Genomic DNA, 23,407 nt, shown 5'->3' on the forward strand with positions numbered 1-23,407 from the left:
CTCTGACCTGGAGTTTTGCGCTTATTGCTCGCGTGTCAACGTCTTGTTAACGCTGTTTGAGGGGACCTAACGTCATCGCACCGCCGTCCCTGGTGGGATGTTCAAGGGCGAACGTTAGGTATCCACTCATGCTGACCATCCTCGGCTTCGCCATGATCGCGACCTTCCTGGTCCTGATCATGATGAAGAAGATGTCACCGATCGCGGCGCTGGTGCTGATCCCGGCACTGTTCTGCGTCTTCGTCGGAAAGGGCGCCCAGCTCGGTGACTACGTCATCGAAGGCGTCACCAGCCTCGCCCCCACCGCGGCGATGCTCATGTTCGCGATCGTCTACTTCGGTGTGATGATCGATGTCGGCCTCTTCGACCCGATCGTGCGCGGGATCCTGAAGTTCGCGAAGGCCGACCCGATGCGGATCGTCGTCGGGACGGCCGTCCTCGCCGCGATCGTCTCCCTCGACGGTGACGGCTCCACCACCTTCATGATCACCGTCTCGGCCATGTACCCGCTGTACAAGCGCCTGAAGATGAGCCTGGTCGTGATGACCGGTGTCGCCGCCATGGCCAACGGCGTGATGAACACCCTGCCGTGGGGCGGCCCCACCGCCCGCGCCGCCACCGCGCTGAAGCTCGACGCCAGCGACATCTTCGTCCCGATGATCCCGGCGCTCCTGGTCGGACTGCTCTTCGTGTTCGTCCTCTCGTACGTCCTCGGCCTGCGCGAGCGCAAGCGGCTCGGCGTGCTCACGCTGGACGAGGTGCTGGAGCCGCAGGAGGCGGAGACGGTCCTGGTGGGTGCCGGTGCGTCCGGCGGCTCCGGCGACGGCAAGGTCTCCATGACCAAGGTGACCGGCGGCTCCGGTACCGACGCCGAGACGGAGGCCGACGACTTCCAGGGCCTCGACCCGAACCGCGACACCCTGCGCCCCAAGCTGTACTGGTTCAACGCGCTGCTCACGGTCTCCCTCCTGACCGCCATGATCATGGAGTGGCTGCCGATCCCGGTGCTGTTCCTGCTCGGCGCCGCGCTGGCCCTCACCGTCAACTTCCCGCGCATCCCCGACCAGCGGGCCCGACTCGCCGCCCACGCCGACAACGTCCTCAACGTCTCCGGCATGGTCTTCGCCGCCGCCGTCTTCACCGGCGTCCTCCAGGGCACCGGCATGGTCGACAGCATGGCCAAGTGGATGGTGGACGTCATCCCCGAGGGCATGGGCCCGCACATGGCCCTGGTCACCGGTCTGCTGAGCCTCCCGCTGACCTACTTCATGTCCAACGACGGCTTCTACTTCGGCGTCCTGCCGGTCCTCGCCGAGGCCGGTGCCGCCCACGGCGTCTCCCCGCTGGAGATGGCCCGCGCCTCGCTCGTCGGCCAGCCGCTGCACATGTCCAGCCCGCTGGTCCCGGCCGTCTACGTCCTCGTCGGCATGGCCAAGGTCGAGTTCGGCGACCACACCCGGTTCGTGGTCAAGTGGGCCGCGGCCACCTGTCTCGTCATCCTCGCGGCGGGCATCCTCTTCGGCATCATCTGACCCACGTTCTCGGAGGACTTGAACCATGGCGCCCGGTGGGAACCGCGGCTGGCTGCTCCGCCTCGTCATCGCCTTCAGCTTCGCGCAGGGGGCGGTGTCGATGGCGCGGCCCGCCGTCTCCTACCGGGCCCTCGGTCTGGGCGCCGACGAGGCGGCGGTCGGTGTCATCGCCGGCGTCTACGCGCTGCTCCCGCTGTTCGCGGCGGTGCCTCTCGGCCGCCGTACCGACCACGGCCGCTGCGCGCCGCTGCTGCCCGTCGGAGTGGTCCTGATCTCCGGCGGCTGCGCGCTGAGCGGCCTGGCCGACTCCCTGTGGACGATGGCCCTGTGGAGCGGGGTGATGGGCCTCGGCCACCTCTCCTTCGTCATCGGCGCCCAGTCCCTCGTCGCCCGTCAGTCCGCCCCGCACGAACAGGACCGCAATTTCGGCCACTTCACCATCGGCGCCTCGCTCGGCCAGCTCATCGGCCCCGTCGCGGCGGGCGGGTTGATCGGCGGCCACGACATGGCCGGCAGCAGCGCGCTGGCCCTGCTGGTCGCGGGGGCGGTCGCGGCGGCCGCGGTCACCTCGCTGTGGCGCATAGAGGACCGTCGTACGACGCCCGAGTCCCGTACGCCACAGGGTGACCGCGTCCCGGTGCACCGCATTCTGCGCACCCGGGGCGTGCCCGCCGGGATGCTCATCAGCCTCTCCGTGCTGTCCGCGACCGACGTCCTCACCGCCTACCTCCCGGTGGTCGGCGAGGACCGGGGCATCGCGCCCTCGGTGATCGGTCTGCTGCTGAGCCTGCGCGCGGCGGCCACCATCGCCTGCCGGCTGGTGCTGACCCCGCTGCTGCGGCTGCTCAGCCGCCCCGCCCTGCTGACCGTCACCTGTCTGCTGGGGGCGCTGTTGTGCGCCGCCGTCGCCTTCCCGGTGCCGGTGTGGGCGCTGGCCGTGATGCTCGCCGCGCTCGGCTTCTGCCTCGGTGTGGGCCAGCCGCTGTCCATGACGACCGTCGTCCAGGCCGCCCCCGACGGCGCCCGCTCCACCGCCCTCGCGCTGCGCCTGACCGGCAACCGCCTGGGCCAGGTCGCGGCGCCCGCCACGGCGGGCCTGGTCGCCGGAGTCGCGGGCGTGGCGGCCCCGTTCGTGATGCTGGGGGTGCTGCTGCTGGCCTCCGCCGGTGTGGCGGTGCGCTCACCGGCGAAGCCGGCCGGAGGCAACGGCGACGCGGGCCCGCCCCGCCGCCGATCACGGGCGGCTGTGAGCCGTAAGAAACTGTGAGCCGACGAGGTTGCGAGTCGAAGAGGCTGTGAGCCGAAGCGGCTGTGAGCCGAAGCGGCTGTGAGCCGTTGGAGCGATGGCTGACGGGTCGTAGGGCGCGGCTTCGCGTGTCCGGGGCGGAGATGTGACAAAGAGTCAGATCAAGTGCGATTTGTACGACAATCTGACTCGGAGGATCCCGCATGCCCGCCACCACACTCCCACGTCGCGCCGCAGCCCTCGCGGCCCTGACCCTCGCCGGCACCGCCGCCGGGGCGCCCGCCGCCTTCGCCCAGCCGCCCGGTGACAACGGGGACGTCAAGATCCACTCGGTGGGCACGCCCTTCGCCGACCAGCGCAACGAGCCCAAGGTCTGCGACTTCTACCTCGCCGCCTTCAACTTCGACGCCGGGGAGCAGGTCGTCTGGACCATCAAGACCCACCCCGGGGTCCGCGGTGGCCCCAAGCTGCCCAACTCCGCCTACCCCGACAACACCGTCACCATCGAGTCGGACGGCACCGCCCACACCATCCCGCTCGGGCTGCCGAACGGGCAGTACAAGCTCACCTGGACCACCTCCCAGGGCCATGGCGCGGGCAAGTTCAAGGTCTTCAAGGTCGACTGCCCCATCTCCAAGCCGACGGCGCCTCCCGGGCCCAACGGCGGTCCGCCGGCCGGTGGTGGTGGCATGGCGCGTGACGACGCCTTCGCGCCGGTCGCCGGGGCCGCTGCGGTGGGTCTGGCCGCGGTGACCGGGGTGGTGTGGTTCCGGCTGCGTCGGCGTGAAGCGTAGGCGCTCCGCCGGGTTGGCCGAAGGGGGTGGTGCCACGCGGGGTCTTCGGTCGGGTGCGGCGCCGCGTGGGCTTGTCGCGCAGTTCCCCGCGCCCCCTGGAGGAGTTGACCGACCCAGGGTTGCTTCGCGGTGTTCGTCCACGCGCCGTAAGCCCTGGTACCGGACCCGGGGCTATCGGCTGGCCAGGACGGTGCTGGCCGTGGTCGCGCTCGTGAGCGGTGGGGCCTGGTGGGGGCAGGACGAGGAGTCCGGTGGGGCGGTCGAGGCCGCCCTGCCGGGCTCTCCGGTGAGTTCCGGGGCAGCCGTCGGCAGGGGTGGGGGGACCGATGTGCACGGGGTCGGTCTGCCGGCGCTCGGCAAGGTCGCCGCCGTACGGCCTGCCCCCATGGCCACTCCGAAGCGCCCGTCCTCGAAACGGCCGTCCCTGAAGCCGTCCGCGCAACGCCCCTCGCAACGCCCCTCCCTGCGGCCGTCGCCGGGACGCCCCGCCCCGAAGCGCCCGCCTCCGCAAGCGAGTCCGAGACCGGAGGCGCCCCTTCCGCGCTCCCGTGCCACCCGGCTCGCCGTCGACTACCTCGAAGTCGACGCGCCGGTCATGGATCTCCGGCTCGACCGCGACGGCAAGCTGCCCGCGCCGCCCGACGACGATCCGAACCTGGTCGGCTGGTACGCCGAAGGACCGTCGCCCGGGGAGCAGGGCACCGCGGTCGCCGTGGGGCATCTCGACACCGACACCGGACCCGCCGTCTTCGCCGGGCTCACCGAGCTGAAACGCGGGCGCCGGGTCGAGGTCCGGCGTGCCGACGGGCGGACCGCCGTCTACACCGTCGACGCGGTCAGGAAGTACGAGAAGGACCGGTTCCCCAACCGGGAGGTGTACGGCGCCCGGGGCCGCCCCGAGCTGCGGCTGATCACCTGTGGCGGGAGCTACGACCGCAGGACCGGATACTCGGGCAACGTCGTGGTCTTCGCCCACCTCGTGGAGGTCCGCGAGGCCCCGACCGGCCCGCGCCGGCGCTGAATTCGGGCATCCGCTTTCTCACCTGCTGGACGGCCGCAGCAGATCCCGCCCATTCCCTTCCCCCGCCCGCACACATTCCGTTAACTTCCGTGACTCACAGGCCCCGTGCGATCCGGACGGGGCATCCAGCCGCGGAGCACCCTGGCCGCCGACGTAGCCCCCGGGGGCACCCCTCATGACACGCGCCATCTCTCTGCACGACGTGAGCAAGTGCTACACCAAGGGCGTCCGCGTGGTGGACCGGCTCACGTTGGACATCGAGCCCGGTGAGTTCCTCGTGCTGCTCGGTCCCTCGGGGTGCGGCAAGTCGACCGTGCTGAGGATGATCGCCGGACTGGAGGAGATCGACGAGGGCGAGCTGCGGCTCGACGGCGAGTTCGCCAACGATCTGCCGCCGTCGGGCCGGGACATGGCGATGGTCTTCCAGAACTTCGCCCTGTACCCGAGCATGACCAGCCGCGGCAACATCGGCTTCCCGCTGCGGATCGAGGCGCCCGACGAGGACCCGGGCCCGCGCGTCGACGCCACCGCCCGGATGCTGGGCATCGAGGACCTCCTGGACCGGCTGCCCGCGCAGCTCTCCGGCGGTGAGCGGCAGCGCGTCGCCATGGGCCGGGCCATCGCCCGCCACCCCTCCGCCTTCCTGATGGACGAGCCGCTGTCCAACCTCGACGCCAAGCTCCGCAACCACCTGCGGGCCGAGATCACCAAGCTCACCCGCGAGCTGGGCGTCACCACGGTCTACGTCACCCATGACCAGGCCGAGGCCATGTCCCTCGGCGACCGGGTCGCCGTCCTGCGCGGCGGGGTGCTCCAGCAGATCGGCACCCCGCGCGAGGTCTACGCCCTGCCCCGCAACGTCTTCGTCGCCGCCTTCATCGGCACCCCGCGCATCAACCTGCTGCGCGGACTCGTGCGCGCCCCGCTCGACGGCGCGATGACCATCAGCCTCGGCAAGCAGTACCTCCGGCTGCCCGAACCGCTCTCCCAGGACCACCAGCTGCTCCGGGTCCAGCAGGGCCGCGAGGTCATCGTGGGCCTGCGCTCGGAGTCCGTGCGGATCGGCAAGCCCGCCTCGGCCCGGCCGGGGGAGGTGCTGATCACCGGTCTCGTGGAGCACGTCGAGTTCCAGGGGCACGAGGTGCTCGTCCACTTCAACACCGGCTCCCGTCCCGCCCTCGTGCCCGAGCTGGAGGCGCCGCGCCCGCTGCGCCGGGTCCGGCGCCGCAGGCGGGAGGGCGGCACGGTGCTGGACCGGCTCCGCGAACGGGCGGGCGCGCTGCGGGCGGGACCGGTCGTCGTGCTGGAGGATCCCGAGCCCGCGTCGGAACCCGTCCCGCCCGAGGGGCGGCTCCCCGGCGACCTGATCGTGCGCACCACCCCCGACATCGACCTGCGGCACGGGATGCAGGTGCCGCTCCTGGTCGACATCGCCCATCTGTTCGTCTTCGACCAGCACGGCGAACGGATCTGCCCGGCCCCGGCGCGGCTGCCGGATCTGGAGGAGTGACCGTCGTATTGGGTGGGGCATGAAGCTCCTCACGACACCGAGCCCGACTCGCAGCCGTGCCGTCCTGGTGACCGCCGGCCTCCTGCTCGCCGTGGCCGCCCCGACCGCGTACGCCACCCTCGACGACGGCGGGGCCGCCACCGCCCCACAGCGCGGCGAGCCCTATGTCGAGACCCAGCTCTTCTTCGGCACCGCACGCCCCGACGGCGGACCGGCCGTCACCGACGAACAGTTCATGAGGTTCGTCGACGAGGAGGTCACCCCCGACTTCCCCGGCGGCCTCACCGTGCAGACCGGCCGCGGCCAGTGGCGGGACGCGAGCGGCTCGATCGAGAAGGAGCGGTCCTACGAGCTGATCCTCCTGTACCCGGTCGCGGCGGCGAAGACCAGTGACCGCAAGATCGAGGAGATCCGCCGGGCCTATGAGAAGGAGTTCGCCCAGGAGTCGGTGGGGAGGGTGGACGACCGGGCCAGGGTCGACTTCTGAGCGGCTTCGGGGGAGGGTGAGCTGTGCCATGCGGGCGGTGGCTGGTGCCGTAAAATTAACGGCGCTAGTTTATGGGTGCCCGCAGACGCAGGACGCCCGGAAGGAACCCGATGAAGGCACACGACGGCTTCTACATCGATGGCGCATGGCACCCCGCCACCGACCGAGACATGATCGACGTCGTGAACCCGGCCGACGAGCAGGTGATCGGCCGGGTGCCCGCCGGTACGGCCGCGGACGTCGACACCGCCGTACGCGCCGCGCGCGCCGCGCTCCCCGGCTGGGCCGCCACCCCGCCCGCCGAACGCGCGGCTCGCCTGACCGCCCTGCGGGACGTGCTCACCGCCCGCAAGGACGAGATCGCCGAGACGGTCACCGCCGAACTCGGCTCACCCCTCAACTTCTCCCAGGCCGTCCACGCCTCCGTGCCGATCGCGGTCGCCGGCTCCTACGCCGAGCTGGCCGCGACGTACGCCTTCGAGGAGAAGGTGGGCAACTCCACCGTCGTGCACGAGCCGATCGGCGTGGTCGGGGCCATCACCCCGTGGAACTACCCGCTCCACCAGATCGTCGCCAAGGCCGGCCCCGCGCTCGCGGCAGGCTGCACGATCGTGCTGAAGCCGGCCGAGGACACCCCCCTGACCGCCCAGCTCTTCGCCGAGGCCGTCCACGAGGCCGGGATCCCGGCGGGTGTCTTCAACCTCGTCACCGGCCTCGGGCCGGTCGCGGGGCAGGCCCTCGTCGAGCACCCGGGTGTCGACCTGGTCTCCTTCACCGGCTCCACGGCCGTCGGCCGGCGGATCGCCGCCACGGCGGGCGCCGCGATCAAGAAGGTCGCCCTCGAACTCGGCGGCAAGTCCGCCAACGTGATCCTGCCGAGCGCCGACCTCGCCAAGGCCGTCAACGTCGGCGTCGCCAACGTCATGTCCAACTCCGGCCAGACGTGCAGCGCCTGGACCCGGATGCTCGTCCACCGGGAGCAGTACGACGAGGCCGTCGAGCTGGCCGCGACCGCCGCCGCCAAGTACGGCGACCGCATCGGCCCGGTCGTCAACGCCCAGCAGCAGGCGCGGGTGCGCGGTTACATCGACAAGGGCGTCGAGGAGGGCGCCCGGCTGGTCGCGGGCGGCACCGACAGCCCGCGCGAGCAGGGCTGGTTCGTCAGCCCGACGGTCTTCGCGGACGTCACCCCCGAGATGACCATCGCGCAGGAGGAGATCTTCGGCCCGGTCCTGTCGATCCTCCCCTACGACGACGAGGACGACGCCCTGCGCATCGCCAACGGCACGGTCTACGGCCTCGCCGGCGCGGTGTGGGGCGACCAGGCGGACGCCGTGGCCTTCGCGCGCCGGATGGAGACCGGCCAGGTCGACATCAACGGCGGCCGCTTCAACCCTCTCGCCCCCTTCGGCGGCTACAAGCAGTCCGGCGTGGGCCGGGAACTGGGCGCGCACGGGCTCGCCGAGTACCTCCAGACCAAGTCCCTCCAGTTCTAGAGGAGTTCAATCCCATGGTTCGCGCCGCTGTCCTGCCCGCCGTGGGCGCTCCGCTGGAGATCGCCGACATCGAACTCCCGGACCCGGGCCCCGGCCAGGTCCGTGTCCGGCTCGCCGCCGCGGGCGTCTGCCACTCCGACCTGTCCCTGTCCAACGGCACCATGCGGGTACCGGTCCCCGCGGTCCTCGGCCACGAGGGCGCGGGCACCGTGGTCGCCGTGGGCGAGGGCGTCGGGCACATCGCGCCCGGTGCCGGGGTCGTCCTCAACTGGGCCCCCTCCTGCGGCGGTTGCCCGGCCTGCGCGCTGGGCGAGGTGTGGCTGTGCGCCAACGCCCTGAACGGCTCCGCCGAGGTGTACGCCCGGGCCGCCGACGGCACCGACCTCCACCCCGGCCTGAACGTGGCCGCGTTCGCGGAGGAGACGGTCGTCCCGGCGTCCTGCGTCCTCCCCGCCCCGGACGGCGTCCCGCTCTCCGAGGCCGCCCTGCTGGGTTGCGCGGTTCTCACCGGCTACGGCGCGGTCCACCACTCGGCGCGGGTGCGCGAGGGGGAGACGGTGGCCGTGTACGGCGTCGGGGGAGTGGGCCTCGCCGCCCTTCAGTCGGCCCGGATCGCGGGCGCGTCGAGGATCGTGGCGGTGGACGTGTCCCCCGCCAAGGAGGAGCTGGCCCGCGCGGCCGGCGCCACCGACTACGTGATCGCCTCGGACAACACCGCCCGCGAGATCCGCGCGCTGACCGGCAAGCAGGGCGTGGACGTGGCGATCGAGTGCGTGGGCCGCGCCTCGACGATCCGCACGGCCTGGGACTCCACCCGCCGCGGCGGCCGTACGACGGTGGTCGGCATCGGCGGCAAGGACCAGCAGGTCACCTTCAACGCCCTGGAGCTCTTCCACTGGGGCCGCACCCTCTCCGGCTGCGTCTACGGCAACACCGACCCCGCCCGCGACGTCCCGGTCCTCGCCGACCACGTCCGCGCGGGCCGCCTGGACCTGGGCATGCTGGTGACGGAGCGGATCGGCCTGGAGGGCATCCCGGCCGCGTTCGAGAACATGCTGGCGGGGAAGGGCGGGCGGGCCCTGGTGACGTTCTAGTCGGCCTGCCCGGCGACCGGGGACGGGGCCTGCTCGGGAGTCTGGGACGGGGTCCGTCCGCCGGTCCGGGACGGGGCCTGTTCCAGGCTCTGGGACAGGCCCTGCTCGGCGGTCGAGGGCGGGGCCTGTTCCGGGCCGAGCGGCGTGCCGGGGACGGAGCCCTCGGCATAACCCGCACCCCCACCCGCGCCCGAAGCCGACGGCCGCGACCGCGACACCGCCACCCCCAGCAGACACAGCGCCCCGCCCGCCAGGGTGAGCACCCCCGGCACCTCACCCAGCGCCAGCCACGACATCAGGACGACCAGCGCGGGCACGGCGTACGTCGTCGCCCCCATCCGGCTCGCGGTCGTCCGGGCGAGGGCGTACGCCCACGTCGTGAAGGCCAGCGCGGTCGGAAAGACGCCGAGGTACACCATGTTGAGCGTGGCCGACACCGGCGCCTCGGCCGCCTCCGTCACCAGCTGCCCGGCGAACGGCAGGCAGGCCACCGCGCCCACCAGACACCCGAACGTCGTCACCTGCAGCGCGCTCGCTGTCGCCAGCGCCGGCTTCTGCGCGACCACGCCCCCGGCGTACCCGATCGCCGCCAGCAGGCACAGCACCACACCGAGCAGCGAGGAACCGCCCCCGCTCGACATCGACAACCCCACGGTCACCGCTCCCGCGAACGACACCGCCATGCCCGCCAGCAGCCGCGGCGGCATGGTGTCACCGAGCAACCGCGCGCCCAGCAGCGCGACGAGGATCGGCCCGATGTTCACCACCAGCGCCGCCGTGCCCGCGTCCACCTGCTGCTCGCCCCAGTTCAGGGCCACCATGTAGAACCCGAACCACAGCAGCCCGGATATCAGGATCCCGGGCCAGGACGACCGTGGCGGCCACCCCTCCCGCCGTACGAGACAGATGGCCCCGAGGACCAGCACCCCGGCCAGCAGCCGCCCCAGCGCCAGCGCGCCCGGCGAGTACACGGCACCCGCGCTGCGGATCGAGACGAAGGCGGAGGCCCACAGCACCACGGTGACCGTGGCGGCCCCCGCGGCGAGTAGTTCCGTACGACGGACGGCGGCGTTCATCATGCTCCAGAGGCTAGGAAGGAAGGATCGGAAGAGCTCGCGGATTTCGGACGTCGGCCGGGGGAGAGGTCAGCGCAGGGACTCGGCGGGCACACCGAGCAGCTCCGACAGCGCCCGCTCCCCGGCCGCCGTCACCTTCACCGCCCGCTCGGACCCGATCCGCACACACCACCCCGCGTCCAGCGCGTGCCGGCAGATCGCCGCCCCCGCGACACCGGCCAGATGCGGCCGCCGCTCGGTCCAGTCCAGACAGGCCCGCGCCATCGGCCGACGGCCCGCCCGCTCCAGCGGAACCCCGAGCGAGTCGAACCACGAGAGCCCCGCGTCGGTGAGCGCGAACCCGGTGTCCTGCCGCAACAGCCCGCGGGCGGCGAACCCGTCGGTCACCGCGATACCGAGCCGCCCCGCCAGATGGTCGTAACAGGTCCGCCCGCGCGCCATCGCCGACCCGGCGCTGGACTGCCGCAGACTCCGCGGCGGCGCAACGGCCGCGGGTGCGATGTGGGCTGCCAGGTCCTCGACCAGGTGCGCGGCCCGGGAGTCGGCGAGCCGCACATACCGATGCCGCCCCTGCCGCTCCTCGGCGAGCAGTCCACCGGCCACGAGCTTCCCCAGATGCTCACTGAGGGTGGAAGCGGCGACTCCCGCATGCCGAGCCAACTCCCCAGCGGTCCAGGCCCGCCCATCGAGCAGAGCCAGCAGACAGGCGGCCCGGGTCTCATCGGCGATGAGCGTGGCGAGCTGGGCGAGGTGGGGTGCTCGGGGGTCGCGATCGGTCATGGGGACCAGCATGGGCCAAGGAAACTTCGGTCACGGCCGAAGAGTGGGGAACAGCGGCGAACCCGGGGGGCGCGGGGACCTGCGCGACCGGCCACCACCGTCCCGCGGACTCACGAAACCCGCTCGTACTGCCGCTCCAGGCCGTCCAGCAGCGCGGCGAGCCCCGTCTCGAACGCCCGCTCGTCGATCTTCTCCTGCCGCTCGGCGAGAAGATGAGCCTGCCCGAGGTGGGGGTAGTCGGCCGGATCGTAGGCGCTGACGTCGTCGACGAATCCCCCCGCGAACGACCCCAACGCCGAGCCCATGATGAAGTACCGCATCAGGGCCCCGATGGACGTCGCCTGCGCAGGCGGCCACCCCGCGGACACCATCGCCCCGTACACCGCGTCAGCGAGCCGCAGCGCGGCGGGCCGCCGCCCGGGCCCGCGCGCGAGGACCGGGACGATGTTCGGATGGTCCCGCAGGGCCGCCCGGTACGAGACCGCCCAGTCGTGCAGCGCGGTCCGCCAGTCCCGGCCGTCCTCGAACATCGACAGATCGACCTGCGCGCTCACCGAGTCGGCGACCGCCTCGAGGATCTGGTCCTTCGTGCGGAAGTGGTTGTAGAGCGACGGCCCGCTGACCCCCAGCTCCGCCGCGAGCCGTCGGGTGGAGACGGCCGCCAGGCCCTCCGTGTCCACGAGAACCCGCGCCGTCTCGACGATCCGGTCGGTGCTCAGCAGGGGCTTGCGCGGTCGGGCCATGGCGCACATAGTAGGGCTGCGAACAGAAACTAGCAGTGCTAATTTAAATGTACGGCATTCAATTGGGGTGACTCGGTATGAACCTGGAGCTCAGCGAGGAGCAGACCGCCGTACGGCAGCTCGCCCGGGACTTCGTGGCCGGAGAGGTCACCCCGCACGTCGTCACCTGGGACCGCGCCGAGGAGGTCGACCGGGGCATCGTCAAGAAGCTCGGCGAGGTCGGTTTCCTGGGGCTGACGATCGATGAGGAGTACGGCGGCTCCGGCGGTGACCATCTCGCGTACTGCCTGGTGACGGAGGAGCTCGGCCGCGGTGACTCCTCGGTGCGCGGCATCGTCTCCGTCTCCCTCGGTCTGGTCGCCAAGACCATCGCCTCCTGGGGGAGCGAGGAGCAGAAGCGGCGGTGGCTGCCGGGGCTGACCTCGGGGGAGCAGGTCGGCTGCTTCGGGCTCACCGAGCCGGGCACCGGCTCCGACGCCGGCAGCCTCGCCACCCGGGCGGTCCGGGACGGCGGTGACTACGTCATCAACGGCACCAAGATGTTCATCACGAACGGCACCTGGGCCGACGTCGTGCTCCTCTTCGCCCGCTCCACCGACGCCCCCGGCCACAAGGGCGTCTCCGCCTTCCTGGTCCCCACGGACACCCCCGGCCTGACCCGCCGGACGATCCACGGCAAGCTCGGCCTGCGCGGCCAGGCCACCGCCGAACTCGTCCTGGAGGACGTGCGCGTGCCCGCCTCCGCCCTGCTGGGCGAGGAGGGCAAGGGCTTCTCGGTCGCCATGTCGGCGCTGGCCAAGGGGCGGATGTCGGTGGCGGCGGGCTGCGTGGGCCTCGCCCAGGCCGCCCTGGACGCCGCCGTGCGGTACGCGGGGGAGCGGGAGCAGTTCGGCAGAACCATCGCCCACCACCAGCTCGTCCAGGAACTGATCAGCGACATCGCGGTGGACGTGGACGCGGCCAGGCTGCTGACCTGGCGGGTCGCCGACCTGATCGACAGAGGGCGGCCGTTCGCCACCGAGTCGTCCAAGGCCAAGCTCTTCGCCTCCGAAGCCGCGGTGCGGGCCGCCAACAACGCCCTCCAGGTCTTCGGCGGTTACGGCTACATCGACGAGTACCCGGCGGGCAAGCTGCTGCGCGACGCCCGCGTGATGACCCTGTACGAGGGCACGAGCCAGATCCAGAAGCTGGTGATCGGGCGCGCGCTGACCGGGGTCTCGGCCTTCTGAGTACGACGCCTGAGTACTTCGGCGGATGTGGCGCGGTCCACGTCCGCCGAAGCTTGTCCCCATGAGTGACACACCGGGCAAGCAGCAGAACACGGCCGCCTTCTACGGCCAGTCCGTCGCCTCCTTCGCCGTCGCCATGGCGGCCACCGCCATCGGCATCTACCAGCTGGAGGCCGACCCCTGGGTCCGCGCCTTCCTGGGCGTCGCCGTCCTGTACCTCGTCACCAGCGCCTTCACCCTCGCCAAGGTCATCCGGGACCGCCAGGAAGCGGCGACGGCGCGCGCGTACAGCCCCTTCGAGAAGCTCTGAACGGCTGCTCTAAGCGCCCGCTCACTGTCGGCGGTATGGTGGTGACCCTGTCGGCGAGAGGGGCGAGCGAGCGATGAGTACGGCGGAGGAGACGGCCGGTGGCGAAGGGACGGCGTGGGGCGAGGTCACGCCCGACGCGGCCCGGCGGCTGCTGATCGCCGCGGTGGAGGCCTTCGCCGAGCGTGGCTACCACGCCACGACGACCCGCGACATCGCGGGCCGGGCGGGAATGAGCCCCGCCGCGCTCTACATCCACTACAAGACCAAGGAAGAACTCCTTCACCGGATCAGCCGGATCGGTCACGAGAAGGCCGTGGAGATCCTGCGCACGGCGTCCGGGCGGGAGGGCACCGCGACCGAGCGGCTCGCGGACGCGGTCAGCTCCTTCGTGCGCTGGCACGCGGGGGGCCGTACGACCGCCCGCGTGGTGCAGTACGAGCTGGACTCGCTCGGTCCCGAGGCCCGCGCGGAGATCGTCGGGCTGCGACGGCAGGCCGACGCGGAGGTCCGCGGGATCATCGAGGACGGGGTGACGACCGGCGAGTTCCAGGTGCCGGACGTCAAGGGCACGACGCTGGCGGTGCTGTCGCTGTGCGTGGACGTGGCCCGCTGGTTCGACGTCTCGGGTCCGTGGACCCCGGACGAGGTCGGCGAACTGTACGCCGACCTCGTGTTGCGGATGGTGGGCGCGAAGTAGCGCCGGCCCGCTAGAGGTAGTAGCGGGAGACGGACTCCGCGACGCATACGGGCTTGTCGCCGCCTTCGCGCTCCACGGTGAACGCGACGGTCACCTGGACGCCACCGGTGACGTCGTCGACGCCGGTGATCGTACCGGTGGCGCGCAGCCGGGAGCCGACGGGCACGGGCGCGGGGAAACGCACCTTGTTGGTCCCGTAGTTGACACCCATCTTCACGCCTTCGACCTTGATGAGCTGGGGTCCGAAGAGCGGGAGGAGGGAGAGTGTCAGATACCCGTGGGCGATGGTGGTCCTGAACGGCCCCTGGGCGGCCTTCTCGGGATCCACATGGATCCACTGGTGATCGCCGGTCGCCTCGGCGAAGAGATCGATCCGCTTCTGGTCGACCTCCACCCAGTCGGTGTGGCCCAGCTGCTCTCCGACGGCTGCCTTGAGGTCGTCGACGGAGGTGAAGCTCCTAGGTTCTGCCATGTCCGAGGCCTCCCAAAGAATGCTAAGCGACTGCTTAGCATGCTAGGCGGAAAGGCCCCTGTCAACGGATCGGCCGCGGTGCGGGGTGGGTAGTCTTCGAGGGGTGCCCAAGATTCCTGAGCAGATCCACGAGCTGTCGGTAGGCCAGTTGGCCGCGCGCAGCGGCGCCGCCGTCTCCGCCCTGCACTTCTACGAGTCCAAGGGGCTGATCAGCAGCAGCCGTACGGCGGGCAATCAGCGCAGGTACGGCAGGGACACCCTGCGCAGGGTGGCCTTCATCCGTGCCGCCCAGCGCGTGGGCATCCCGCTCGCGACGATCCGTGACGCCCTGGCGGAGCTCCCGGAGGAACGCACGCCCACGCACGAGGACTGGGCCCGCTTGTCGGAGGCGTGGCGGGCCGAGCTGGACGAGAGGATCACCCAGCTCAACCGCCTACGGGACCACCTGACCGACTGCATCGGCTGCGGCTGCCTCTCCCTGTCCACGTGCGTCCTGTCCAACCCGGACGACACCTTCGGCGAACACCGCGCGGGCTCCCGCCTGCTGGTGGAACACCGCCCGAAGAAGAACAAGAGCTAGGCCGTGCCTGGCGGCTGCGTCACCTGCCACCCTCGCCCCCGCGCACCGTCACTCGTACTCCGTCCCGCCCTTCCGCGTCAGATACGCCGGACTCACCGCCTTCGCGATCGCCCGACCCCCCGTCACCGCGCTGTACCGCTCCACCGCCGGCCGGATGACCACGCCCTCCCGCAGATGCAGTTCGCGGCCCGACACGGTCTCCCGGCCCGTCGCCAGCTCCAGCACCCGCTCACTGTCGTAGGGGCCCGCGTACAGCCGAGGCGCCAACGGCAGCGACGACTCCAGCACCTCCACCGGGTCCAGCCACCGCACGGAACCGTCGATCTCCGCCGACACGTCGAACACGGCATACCCGAGCGTGTCCCGCCGACCGTCCGCGCCGTACGTCAGGTCCTGAACCCCCGCCCCGTACACCTCACCGAAGATCCCGACCCGTCGCGCCCCGAGCCGCTCGGCGACCCGCGCCGCCACCTCGGCGACCCCGTGTCCCCGTACCGCCCGCCAGTACAGGTTGCGCGGATCCTCCCGCAGCGCCAGCGACTTCGAGCCGAAGCCCTTGGAGGAGACGAACACCCGGTCGCCCTCGGCGACATACGTCACCAGGCACGCAGAACCGTGCAGCTTCTCCGTCAGCACGACCGGCTCGCCCGCCGTGAAGATCCCCGGATACCGCTGGATGTTCTCGATGTCCACCCACGGCAGCAGATCCGGCGCCGACTCCACCTCCCCGGACATCGTCGGCGGTATCGGCGGCACCCACTTGGTGATCCCCAGCCGCTCCGCGAAGTCGGTTCCGTCCGACGCCGCCCGGACCAGGTCCACGTCCGCCAGCTCCGCGGGCCTGCACACGATCCCCTGCGACAGCTCGCCCCGCAGCCGAACGGCCTTCACCCGGTCGGAGTTGCTTCCCGCCAGTCGGCCGGTCAGCCCCAGCTCCTCGACCAGCGCCGCCGGCAGCACGGACTGCTCGGGGATGTAGACGGCGACATCGCCGGTGCGGTACGCACCCTTCGCCACGACCGCCCGGTACAGGCCCACCTGGGCCAGTTCGAGGGCGTCGGCATTCGGATGCTCATGGACGGTCAGCACTTCGGCGGTGACGCGCAGCGTCGACATGGGTGACTCCCGGATCTTTCGTCAGCTGGGTTTCATCACCGCCAACTGTCCGGACGGGAAACGAATGGAGCGACCGGATTAACGCCTGCTACCGTCACCAACTGCGCGTTCGACAGCGCCCGTTCGCCATCGGGCAGCAGCAGGGTGTCTTCCAGCCCGATCCGGGTGCCGAGCCCCAACCGCCCCGCCAGCCGCAGCACCGGCCAGGCCCCGCCGTCCTCGCCGTGCAGCAGCACCGGACGGCCACCGGCGGGTCCCAGCTCGGCCAGCAACGCCCGCGCCTCGGCCGCCGCGGTGTCCGGCGAGGTGTCCGTCACCTCCGCCAGTACCCGCAGCACCTTCGAGGCGAGCGGCGACCGGGTGAAGCGTGCCGCCCCGTCCGTCCCGGACCAGATCCCGGCCTCCACCCCGACGCCCCGCTCGATCAGGGCCGCGGCCACCTCCTCCGCCCCCGGTTCGTGCCAGTTGACCGAGGCGTGATCCGGCAGCACGCGCCACGACCGTATCCGCGCGACCCGTGCCGCGGGATCCGGCTCCGCCCACGCGCCCGTCGTCACCCCGACCGGCACGGACACCCGTGCACGGATCGCCTCCAGCGTGGCCGCCACCACCCGCGGGGACAGACTGTCCTGGCCGCAGGGCGTCTTGGGGTGGACATGCACATCCGTGGCGCCGGCCGCCACGGCCTCGGCCGCGGAGTCGGCCATGGCCTGCGGCGTCAGCGGCACCATCGCACCGTCGGCGGCTCCCCGGGGCCCGTTCAGACACACCTGCACCATGGCTCGATGGTGCCAGTCGCCGCTGACAACGCCGTCCCGAGTGTCATGTGGGGGGTGCGGCATCCCCGGCGCACCCCCGTCGTACTAGGCCGACACCAGCAGCCGGTGTTCGCGCCGGGAGGCCGCCAGGGCCTCCGGTGTCAGTACGGGGCGCGGCACCACGATGCCGCACTCCGTGCAGACCGGGCCCGAGGAGGGTTCATGGGCCAGGTCGTACTTCCAGGTCAGCCGCTCCCCGCCGCACACCGGGCACTCGGCGCCCGGCTCTCGTTCCAGCGCGGAGATCAGCTTGCGCAGCACCTCGGCCAGCGGCTCACGGGGGTGTACCCGCGGGTCGTCGCACCACGCCACTCCGAAACCGCCCCAGGTCAGCCGGTGCCAGTCGTCGACACTCCCCGGCCTGCGCAGTCCGTCGTGCTTCTCCCGCTTGCGCCGACGGGCGAACTCGACCTCGTAGGCGAGCCAGACCGACCGCGCCTCCTCCAACTCCTCCAACGCGGCCACGAGCCGCGCCGGATCGGGGGACCGGTCCTCCGGACCGAATCCCGCCCGGGAGCACAAGTGGTCCCAGGTCGCCCTGTGCCCGTATGGGGCGAACCGCTCAAGGCACTTGCGCAGCGAGTAGCGCCGTAGCGCCAGATCGCAGCGTGGGTCTCGCACCTGTCTCGCCAGACTCCGGAAACCGGCCATCGCCCTGCACCTCCGTCACACCTGCACCTGTACTTCGGTCACTTCGGCGTCGTCGTACACGGACTTCGTACGGCGTTGACGAATAGACGTATCGACACGTGATTCGGCTCCCTCCGAGACTCCATCCGATCCATTCGATTTCCGATGTCGCCCATCAGCCGGCCCGCGACCGGTCCGCGCGCCGGCCCCCAACGTCCGTGAAAGTGACGCATGTTCACCTTCGATCCCGGGGATACCGGCGGTAACGTCCGGCTCGCCCCCGTCGGTAGGAGCTGCCATGCCACGGCGCATCCCCCGCACCGCGCTCGACAGACAGAGAACTCCCGGCAGGTTCCCCGGGTTCCTGAAGACAGCATCCGTATGCGTGCTCATTGCCGGTCTTTTGTCCCCGCTTTCCCATGCGGTCGCGGCCGAGGAGGCGGACGCGCAGGCCACGGCCGTGACCGACCACTGCGGGAGCCAGTGCTCCGACATCCTCCCGCCCGGCGAGAACGGCAACGCCACCCTGGCCCAGATCCTGCTCAACCAGGCCTTCGGGACGATGCCCGCGCACGCCTCCGACCAGCTCGGTCCGTACGCCGGCCTCGCCCCCGGCTACCCGACCCTCACCAACGCCACACTCACGAAATTCTTCAACGACGCCTCCTTCGGTGTCCCCGCCGACCAGGTCGCCTCCACCGTCAGACCCGCCGGACGCACCGATGTGACGATCGTCCGGGACAGGAAGACGGGTGTGCCGCACATCACCGGTACCACCAGATACGGCACCGAGTTCGGAGCGGGCTATGCCGCCGCCGAGGACCGGCTGTGGCTCATGGACGTCTTCCGGCACGTCGGCCGCGGCCAACTGACCTCGTTCGCCGGCGGCGACCCCGCCAACCAGGGCCTGGAGCAGGAGTTCTGGCGCCAGGCGCCCTACACCGAGGCCGATCTCCAGGCCCAGATCGACAACGCGGCGGCGAACAACGGCGCCCGCGGGCAGCAGGCCCTCGCCGACGTGAACGCCTACGTCGCCGGCATCAACGCCTACATCGACGCCTCCGACAGCGGCCGCTACTTCCCCGGCGAGTACGTCCTGACCGGCCACAAGGACTCGATCACCAACGCCGGCACGATCGAGCACTTCAAACCGACCGACCTGGTCGCGCTCGCCTCCGTCATCGGCTCCCTCTTCGGCTCCGGGGGCGGCGGTGAGGTGAACAACGCGATCTCCCTGCTGGCCGCCCAGGAGAAGTACGGCGTCGTCGAGGGCACCAAGGTGTGGGAGTCCTTCCGCGAGCGCAACGACCCCGAGGCCGTCGTCACCGTCCACGACAGGAGCTTCCCGTACGCGGAGAAGCCCGCGAACCCGCAGGGCACGGCGCTGCCGGCCGCCGGTTCCGTGACCCCCGAACCCCTGGTGCACGACCGTACGGGCAGCGCGGCCACTTCCAGGGCTGCCGACACCTCGGTCACGGCGACGAAGGCGGCGATGAGCTCGGCCCGCCGCGGCATGTCCAACGCGCTGGTGGTGAGCGGCGAACACACCGCGAGCGGCCACCCGGTCGCCGTCTTCGGCCCGCAGACCGGCTACTTCGCCCCCCAGCTCCTGCTGCTCCAGGAGATCCAGGGCCCGGGCATCAGCGCCCGCGGCGCCTCCTTCGCCGGCCTGAGCATGTACGTCGAACTGGGCCGCGGGCAGGACTACTCATGGAGCGCGACCACCTCCGGCCAGGACATCATCGACACCTACGCCGTCGAGCTCTGCCAGGACGACCACCACTACCTCTACCGCGGCACCTGTACCGCGATGGAGAAGGTCGAGCGGAAGAACGCCTGGAAGCCGACCACCGCCGACGACACCCCGGCGGGCTCCTACACCCTGCGTGTCTGGCGCACGAAGTACGGACCCGTCACGCACCGCGCCACCGTCGACGGCAAGCGGGTCGCCTACACCACCCTGCGCTCGTCGTTCTTCCACGAGGCCGACTCCATCATCGGCTTCCAGATGCTCAACGACCCCGGCTACCTCACGAGCCCCGAGACCTTCCAGACGGCGGTGCGGCACATCAACTTCACCTTCAACTGGTTCTACGTCGACTCCGAGCACACCGCCTACTACAACAGCGGCGACAACCCGGTCCGCGCGAGCGGCGTCGACGCCGAGTTCCCGGTCTGGGCGCAGCCGTCGTACGAGTGGCGGAACTGGAACCCGACGACCAACACCGCCGACTACACCCCGCCCTCCGCCCACCCGAACTCCATCGATCAGGACTACTACATCTCCTGGAACAACAAACAGGCCGCCGACTACACCACCGCCCCCTGGGGCGACGGCTCGGTCCACCGCGGCAACCTCCTCGACGACCGGGTGCGGAAGCTGATCACCCAGGGCGGGGTGACCCGCGCGGCGCTGGTGCGGGCGATGGCCGAGGCGGGGCTCGCCGACCTGCGCGCCGAGGACGTCCTGCCGGACCTGCTGAAGGTCGTGGGCAGTTCACCGGTGACCGACCCGGCGGCGAAGGCGGCGGTCGGCAAGCTGTCCGCGTGGGCCGCGGCCGGCTCGCGACGGACCGAGACCTCCGCCGGTTCCAGGACGTACGCCCACGCCGACGCGATCCGCATCCTGGACGCCTGGTGGCCGCTGCTGGTGCGGGCCGAGTTCGAACCGGGCCTGGGCAGCGATCTGTTCACCGCCTTCACGAACAACCTGCCCGTCGACGAGGCCCCGTCGGCCGCCCACGGCCCGACCGGTGCCCACGCCGGAAGCTCCTTCCAGTACGGCTGGTGGAGCTACGTCGACAAGGATCTGCGGTCGGTCCTCGGTGAGCCGGTGCGGGGCCCGCTGGCCCGCCAGTACTGCGGCGGCGGCAGCCTGAGCGCCTGCCGGGACGCCATGATCAGCACCCTGAAGACGGCGGCCGGCCAGACCGCGGCCCAGGTCTACCCCGGCGACGCGGGCTGCCCGGCGGGCGACCAGTGGTGCGCCGACTCGATCGTGCAGCGCCCGCTCGGCGGCATCAACCACGGCAGGATCAGCTGGCAGAACCGGCCCACCTACCAGCAGGTCGTGGAGTTCACCTCGCACCGGTGACCGCGGGACTGGCGGCGGGTCAGCGGACGCGGCCCGCCGCCAGCACCAGTTGGGCCAGCTCCCGGTGCACGATGTCGCTGTGCGCCCCGGCGGGCGGTCCACCACGCCGTACCACCGACGCGGCGTCGACGTTCACACAGCCCGCCGCGGGAAGCGGCCCGCGCAGGGCGTCGGCGAGCTCGAGCTTCTTGGTGCCGGGCACCGCCTGCACCCCGTTGAAGCCCATCGCGCCCCACTTGGCGCCCAGTGCCCGGCCGAGGCCGAGTTCCTGGAACTCCCGGTCGTGGCCGGCCATTCTGGACGCCAGCGGGTACATCGTGCTCAGGGCGTCGTCGTGCTTTGAGAAACAGCACACCAAGGGCCCGTCGATCCGGTTGTGCTGACCCTGGAGCACGCCGCCCGCGCGCGCGTCGTGCGGCAGCCGGGCCGCGAACGCGTAGTGCGAGAAGGCCCCTTGGAGCAGGGTCACGGACTTCACGCTGCGCACGCCCTCGGGCAGCCCGCGCAGCGCGAACGACACCAGCCGCGCGCCGAAGCTGTGCCCGACCAGATGCACCCGCACGCCGGGCGCCCGCGTCGCGAGCTGCCCGATCACCCGCCCGAGCCCCCGCTCACCCACGGTGCCGGCCCGCCGCTTCATCGCGTAGTACGTCGCCTGGCGCAGCAGTTCGTGAGCCCCCTCCCAGGGGTTCGGCAGGGAGAAGGAGGCGGGCGCCCCGAGGGCGGCCCGCTCGGGGGACCGCGGCCGGGCCAGCGCCCGCCCGAACTCCCCGCAGATCACGGCCGCCGGACCCTGGAACATGGCGGGCTCGTCCTGCGGCACGCCCTCCGCCAGGGTGTCCGCCGCGAACAGCGCCTGCGGACCCGGCGGCACCAGGTCCACCAGCAGCCGCACCAGTCGTCCGAACTCCTCCAACTCGGCCTCTTCTCCCGACTGCTGATCCAGCAGCCGGGCGAGCTGGTCGACGACCGTGGCCCGTCCCGGGAACGTCTCCAGCAGCGCGTGCCGGGTGTCCTTGTCCAGCGCCGGACGCGGCGGCGCCTCGGCGGCGACGGCGCGCGGGAAGTCGGGGATCTCCTCGTCCGAGAACCGCATGGACGGCCATACGACGCCCACGTACCCGATCCGGGCCTTCGGGGCCAGCTCAGGGACCGGCGCGAAGAAGCGGTCGTAGAGGCGGGTCGCCCCGGAACGGTCGGCGTTCCAGCCGTGCGCGAAGATCAGCAACTCACGCACCTCGTGCCGGGCCACCCCGGTGAGCAGCCGGTCCCGCGCCCGGGCGTCGGGGTCGCCGTCGGCGTCGAAGGTCAGCTCCCAGTAGGGACTCACGCTGACTGCCGGTCTGGCCATGACGGACCCCTCCGTCCCCCGTAGCGGTGCGATGTGCGCGTATCGTCCCGCCACGGGGCAGAGTTGGCCATACGGCGCGGCTCATCGGTAGAGGAGGTATTCCTTTCGAATCCTCCGGAACGCCGCGAGTTCCTCCTGCCAGCCGGCCACCACCTCGTCGGCGCTCGCTCCCGCGTCGATCGCCGTACGGACCTGGGTGGAGCCGGTGAGCTTGTCGATCCAGTTGTCCGCCCGCCAAGTGAAGCCGCTGTACGTCCGCTTGGCGGTGACGAGGAGGGCGATCCCGGTGCGGACGGGGTCGTAGGCGGCCCGGTCGTGGACATGGACCTGCACCCCGCCGACGGTCTTGCCCTGGAACTTGGAGAAGGTGGGCGTGAAGTACGCCTCCCTGAAGTGCACGCCCGGCAGCCCGAGCCGGTTCGCCTCGGCGGCCCAACGGCGGTCCACGCCCTCGGCGCCGAGCAGTTCGAAGGGACGGGTGGTGCCACGGCCCTCGGAGAGGTTCGTGCCCTCGAAGAGACAGGTGCCCGAGTACACGAGCGCCGTCTCGGGGGTCGGCATGTTGGGGCTCGGCGGCACCCAGGGCAGCTTCGAGGCGTCGTAGAACTCCGAGCGCCGCCAGCCGGTCATCGTCACGGTGTCCAAGGCGACGGGGGTCCGGAGGAACTCGCCGTTGAACAGCAGGGCCAGTTCGGCGACCGTCATCCCGTGCGCCTGCGAGATCGGCTGCCTGCCGACGAAGGTGGCGAACTCCTTGTGCAGGACCGGGCCGTTCGCCGCGCGGCCCGTGACCGGGTTGGGCCGGTCCAGTACGACGAAGCGCTTGCCGGCGAGCTGGGCCGCCTCCATGCAGTCGTACAGCGTCCAGATGTACGTGTAGAAGCGGGCGCCCACGTCCTGGATGTCGAAGACGACCGTGTCGACGCCTGACGCGGTGAAGATGTCGGCGAGGGGCTGTCCGCTCTTGAGGTAGGTGTCGTAGACGGGGAGCCCTGTCGCCGGGTCGTCGTAGCGGCCTTCGGAGCCACCGGCCTGGGCGGTGCCTCGGAAGCCGTGCTCCGGGCCGAAGACGGCGGTCAGGTCGACGCGGTCGTCGCCGTGCATCACGTCGACGATGTGGCGGACGTCCCGGGTCACTCCGGTGGGGTTGGTGACGATGCCGACTCGTTGGCCGTCGAGGGCGGAGTAGCCGCCGGCGACCAGGCGCTCGAAGCCGGTCTGCAGCCTGCGGCCACCACCCTGTTCGGCTGCGGCTGCGGAGGTCGTGGTGGCCGCGAGGGCCGGGGTTGCGGCTAGGAGAGTTCGTCTCGTGAAGCGCATGAGGGGCACGG

At 71.5% G+C, this 23,407-nt stretch carries 22 protein-coding genes; 13 read left to right on the forward strand and 9 right to left on the reverse strand.

Annotated elements, in window-relative coordinates; genetic code table 11:
• Window positions 1–128: 128 nt before the first annotated feature.
• The 8 genes from ACWDRW_RS31545 (at window position 129) to ACWDRW_RS31580 (ending at window position 9,180) form a co-directional block, all read left to right on the forward strand.
• On the forward strand, window positions 129–1,532 hold the full coding sequence (locus ACWDRW_RS31545) for a CitMHS family transporter (RefSeq protein WP_451729036.1): 1,404 nt from the start codon (window positions 129–131) through the stop codon (window positions 1,530–1,532).
• A gap of 25 nt (window positions 1,533–1,557) precedes the next feature.
• Window positions 1,558–2,799: an MFS transporter gene (locus ACWDRW_RS31550; protein ID WP_451729039.1), complete on the forward strand. Its 1,242-nt coding sequence runs from the start codon at window positions 1,558–1,560 to the stop codon at window positions 2,797–2,799.
• 182 nt (window positions 2,800–2,981) lie between these two features.
• Window positions 2,982–3,572, forward strand: coding sequence for a hypothetical protein (locus ACWDRW_RS31555; protein ID WP_451729042.1), 591 nt, complete (start codon window positions 2,982–2,984; stop codon window positions 3,570–3,572).
• A 199-nt stretch (window positions 3,573–3,771) separates the two neighbouring features.
• Window positions 3,772–4,593, forward strand: coding sequence for a class F sortase (locus ACWDRW_RS31560; protein ID WP_451729045.1), 822 nt, complete (start codon window positions 3,772–3,774; stop codon window positions 4,591–4,593).
• Window positions 4,594–4,768: 175 nt separating this feature from the next.
• Window positions 4,769–6,103 carry an ABC transporter ATP-binding protein gene (locus ACWDRW_RS31565; protein WP_451729048.1) on the forward strand — a complete coding sequence of 445 codons (1,335 nt, stop codon included), beginning with the start codon at window positions 4,769–4,771 and terminating at the stop codon, window positions 6,101–6,103.
• Between the two features lie 19 nt (window positions 6,104–6,122).
• Window positions 6,123–6,590, forward strand: coding sequence for a DUF3574 domain-containing protein (locus ACWDRW_RS31570; RefSeq protein ID WP_451729051.1), 468 nt, complete (start codon window positions 6,123–6,125; stop codon window positions 6,588–6,590).
• A 110-nt stretch (window positions 6,591–6,700) separates the two neighbouring features.
• Entirely contained in the window at window positions 6,701–8,086 is a 1,386-nt protein-coding gene (locus tag ACWDRW_RS31575) for an aldehyde dehydrogenase family protein (RefSeq protein WP_451729053.1), read from the forward strand.
• Window positions 8,087–8,100: 14 nt separating this feature from the next.
• Entirely contained in the window at window positions 8,101–9,180 is a 1,080-nt protein-coding gene (locus ACWDRW_RS31580; RefSeq protein ID WP_451729056.1) for a Zn-dependent alcohol dehydrogenase, read from the forward strand.
• Here ACWDRW_RS31580 and ACWDRW_RS31585 read toward each other — a convergent pair.
• From ACWDRW_RS31585 to ACWDRW_RS31595, 3 genes are all read right to left on the reverse strand, one after another.
• On the reverse strand, window positions 9,177–10,256 hold the full coding sequence (locus ACWDRW_RS31585; RefSeq protein WP_451729168.1) for a DMT family transporter: 1,080 nt from the start codon (window positions 10,254–10,256) through the stop codon (window positions 9,177–9,179). The two genes, ACWDRW_RS31580 and ACWDRW_RS31585, sit on opposite strands and share 4 nt — an antisense overlap.
• Before the next feature lie 69 nt (window positions 10,257–10,325).
• The gene (locus tag ACWDRW_RS31590; protein WP_451729059.1) at window positions 10,326–11,036 is read right to left on the reverse strand and encodes an ArsR/SmtB family transcription factor; all 711 of its coding nucleotides are present in this window, start codon (window positions 11,034–11,036) and stop codon (window positions 10,326–10,328) included.
• 110 nt (window positions 11,037–11,146) lie between these two features.
• Window positions 11,147–11,779, reverse strand: a complete 633-nt coding sequence (locus ACWDRW_RS31595; protein ID WP_451729062.1) for a TetR/AcrR family transcriptional regulator — start codon at window positions 11,777–11,779, stop codon at window positions 11,147–11,149.
• Between the two features lie 77 nt (window positions 11,780–11,856).
• Between ACWDRW_RS31595 and ACWDRW_RS31600 the strand changes: the two genes are divergently transcribed.
• The 3 genes from ACWDRW_RS31600 (at window position 11,857) to ACWDRW_RS31610 (ending at window position 14,015) form a co-directional block, all read left to right on the forward strand.
• Complete coding sequence (locus ACWDRW_RS31600) at window positions 11,857–13,008, forward strand: acyl-CoA dehydrogenase family protein (protein ID WP_451729065.1); 1,152 nt, start codon at window positions 11,857–11,859, stop codon at window positions 13,006–13,008.
• A gap of 61 nt (window positions 13,009–13,069) precedes the next feature.
• Window positions 13,070–13,318: a YiaA/YiaB family inner membrane protein gene (locus ACWDRW_RS31605; protein ID WP_451729068.1), complete on the forward strand. Its 249-nt coding sequence runs from the start codon at window positions 13,070–13,072 to the stop codon at window positions 13,316–13,318.
• A 73-nt stretch (window positions 13,319–13,391) separates the two neighbouring features.
• The gene (locus ACWDRW_RS31610; RefSeq protein ID WP_451729070.1) at window positions 13,392–14,015 is read left to right on the forward strand and encodes a TetR family transcriptional regulator; all 624 of its coding nucleotides are present in this window, start codon (window positions 13,392–13,394) and stop codon (window positions 14,013–14,015) included.
• A gap of 10 nt (window positions 14,016–14,025) precedes the next feature.
• Here ACWDRW_RS31610 and ACWDRW_RS31615 read toward each other — a convergent pair whose 3' ends face one another.
• On the reverse strand, window positions 14,026–14,487 hold the full coding sequence (locus tag ACWDRW_RS31615; RefSeq protein ID WP_451729072.1) for a MaoC family dehydratase: 462 nt from the start codon (window positions 14,485–14,487) through the stop codon (window positions 14,026–14,028).
• Window positions 14,488–14,590: 103 nt separating this feature from the next.
• On the opposite strand from ACWDRW_RS31615, the gene soxR reads away from it, so the two are divergent.
• A complete protein-coding gene (gene soxR / locus ACWDRW_RS31620) occupies window positions 14,591–15,067 on the forward strand; it encodes a redox-sensitive transcriptional activator SoxR (RefSeq protein ID WP_451729075.1) in 477 nt (158 codons plus the stop codon).
• A 48-nt stretch (window positions 15,068–15,115) separates the two neighbouring features.
• Here soxR and ACWDRW_RS31625 read toward each other — a convergent pair whose 3' ends face one another.
• The 3 genes from ACWDRW_RS31625 to ACWDRW_RS31635 all read right to left on the reverse strand — a co-directional run bounded on the left by ACWDRW_RS31625 (window position 15,116) and on the right by ACWDRW_RS31635 (window position 17,652).
• Window positions 15,116–16,183, reverse strand: a complete 1,068-nt coding sequence (locus ACWDRW_RS31625; protein ID WP_451729078.1) for an RNA ligase (ATP) — start codon at window positions 16,181–16,183, stop codon at window positions 15,116–15,118.
• Between the two features lie 35 nt (window positions 16,184–16,218).
• Window positions 16,219–16,962 (reverse strand): 3-keto-5-aminohexanoate cleavage protein, encoded by a 744-nt coding sequence (locus ACWDRW_RS31630; RefSeq protein ID WP_451729079.1) that lies wholly within the window; start codon window positions 16,960–16,962, stop codon window positions 16,219–16,221.
• 84 nt (window positions 16,963–17,046) lie between these two features.
• A complete protein-coding gene (locus ACWDRW_RS31635; RefSeq protein WP_451729082.1) occupies window positions 17,047–17,652 on the reverse strand; it encodes a hypothetical protein in 606 nt (201 codons plus the stop codon).
• A 277-nt stretch (window positions 17,653–17,929) separates the two neighbouring features.
• Here ACWDRW_RS31635 and ACWDRW_RS31640 point away from each other — a divergent pair, with 277 nt between their 5' ends.
• The gene (locus ACWDRW_RS31640) at window positions 17,930–20,725 is read left to right on the forward strand and encodes a penicillin acylase family protein (protein ID WP_451729084.1); all 2,796 of its coding nucleotides are present in this window, start codon (window positions 17,930–17,932) and stop codon (window positions 20,723–20,725) included.
• A gap of 19 nt (window positions 20,726–20,744) precedes the next feature.
• Here ACWDRW_RS31640 and ACWDRW_RS31645 read toward each other — a convergent pair whose 3' ends face one another.
• Window positions 20,745–22,076 carry a serine-threonine protein kinase gene (locus ACWDRW_RS31645; RefSeq protein WP_451729087.1) on the reverse strand — a complete coding sequence of 444 codons (1,332 nt, stop codon included), beginning with the start codon at window positions 22,074–22,076 and terminating at the stop codon, window positions 20,745–20,747.
• A gap of 81 nt (window positions 22,077–22,157) precedes the next feature.
• A complete protein-coding gene (locus ACWDRW_RS31650; protein ID WP_451729089.1) occupies window positions 22,158–23,396 on the reverse strand; it encodes an exo-beta-N-acetylmuramidase NamZ family protein in 1,239 nt (412 codons plus the stop codon).
• Between the last annotated feature and the right edge of the window lie 11 nt (window positions 23,397–23,407).

Source organism: Streptomyces sp. NPDC003635 (genome assembly GCF_053587635.1).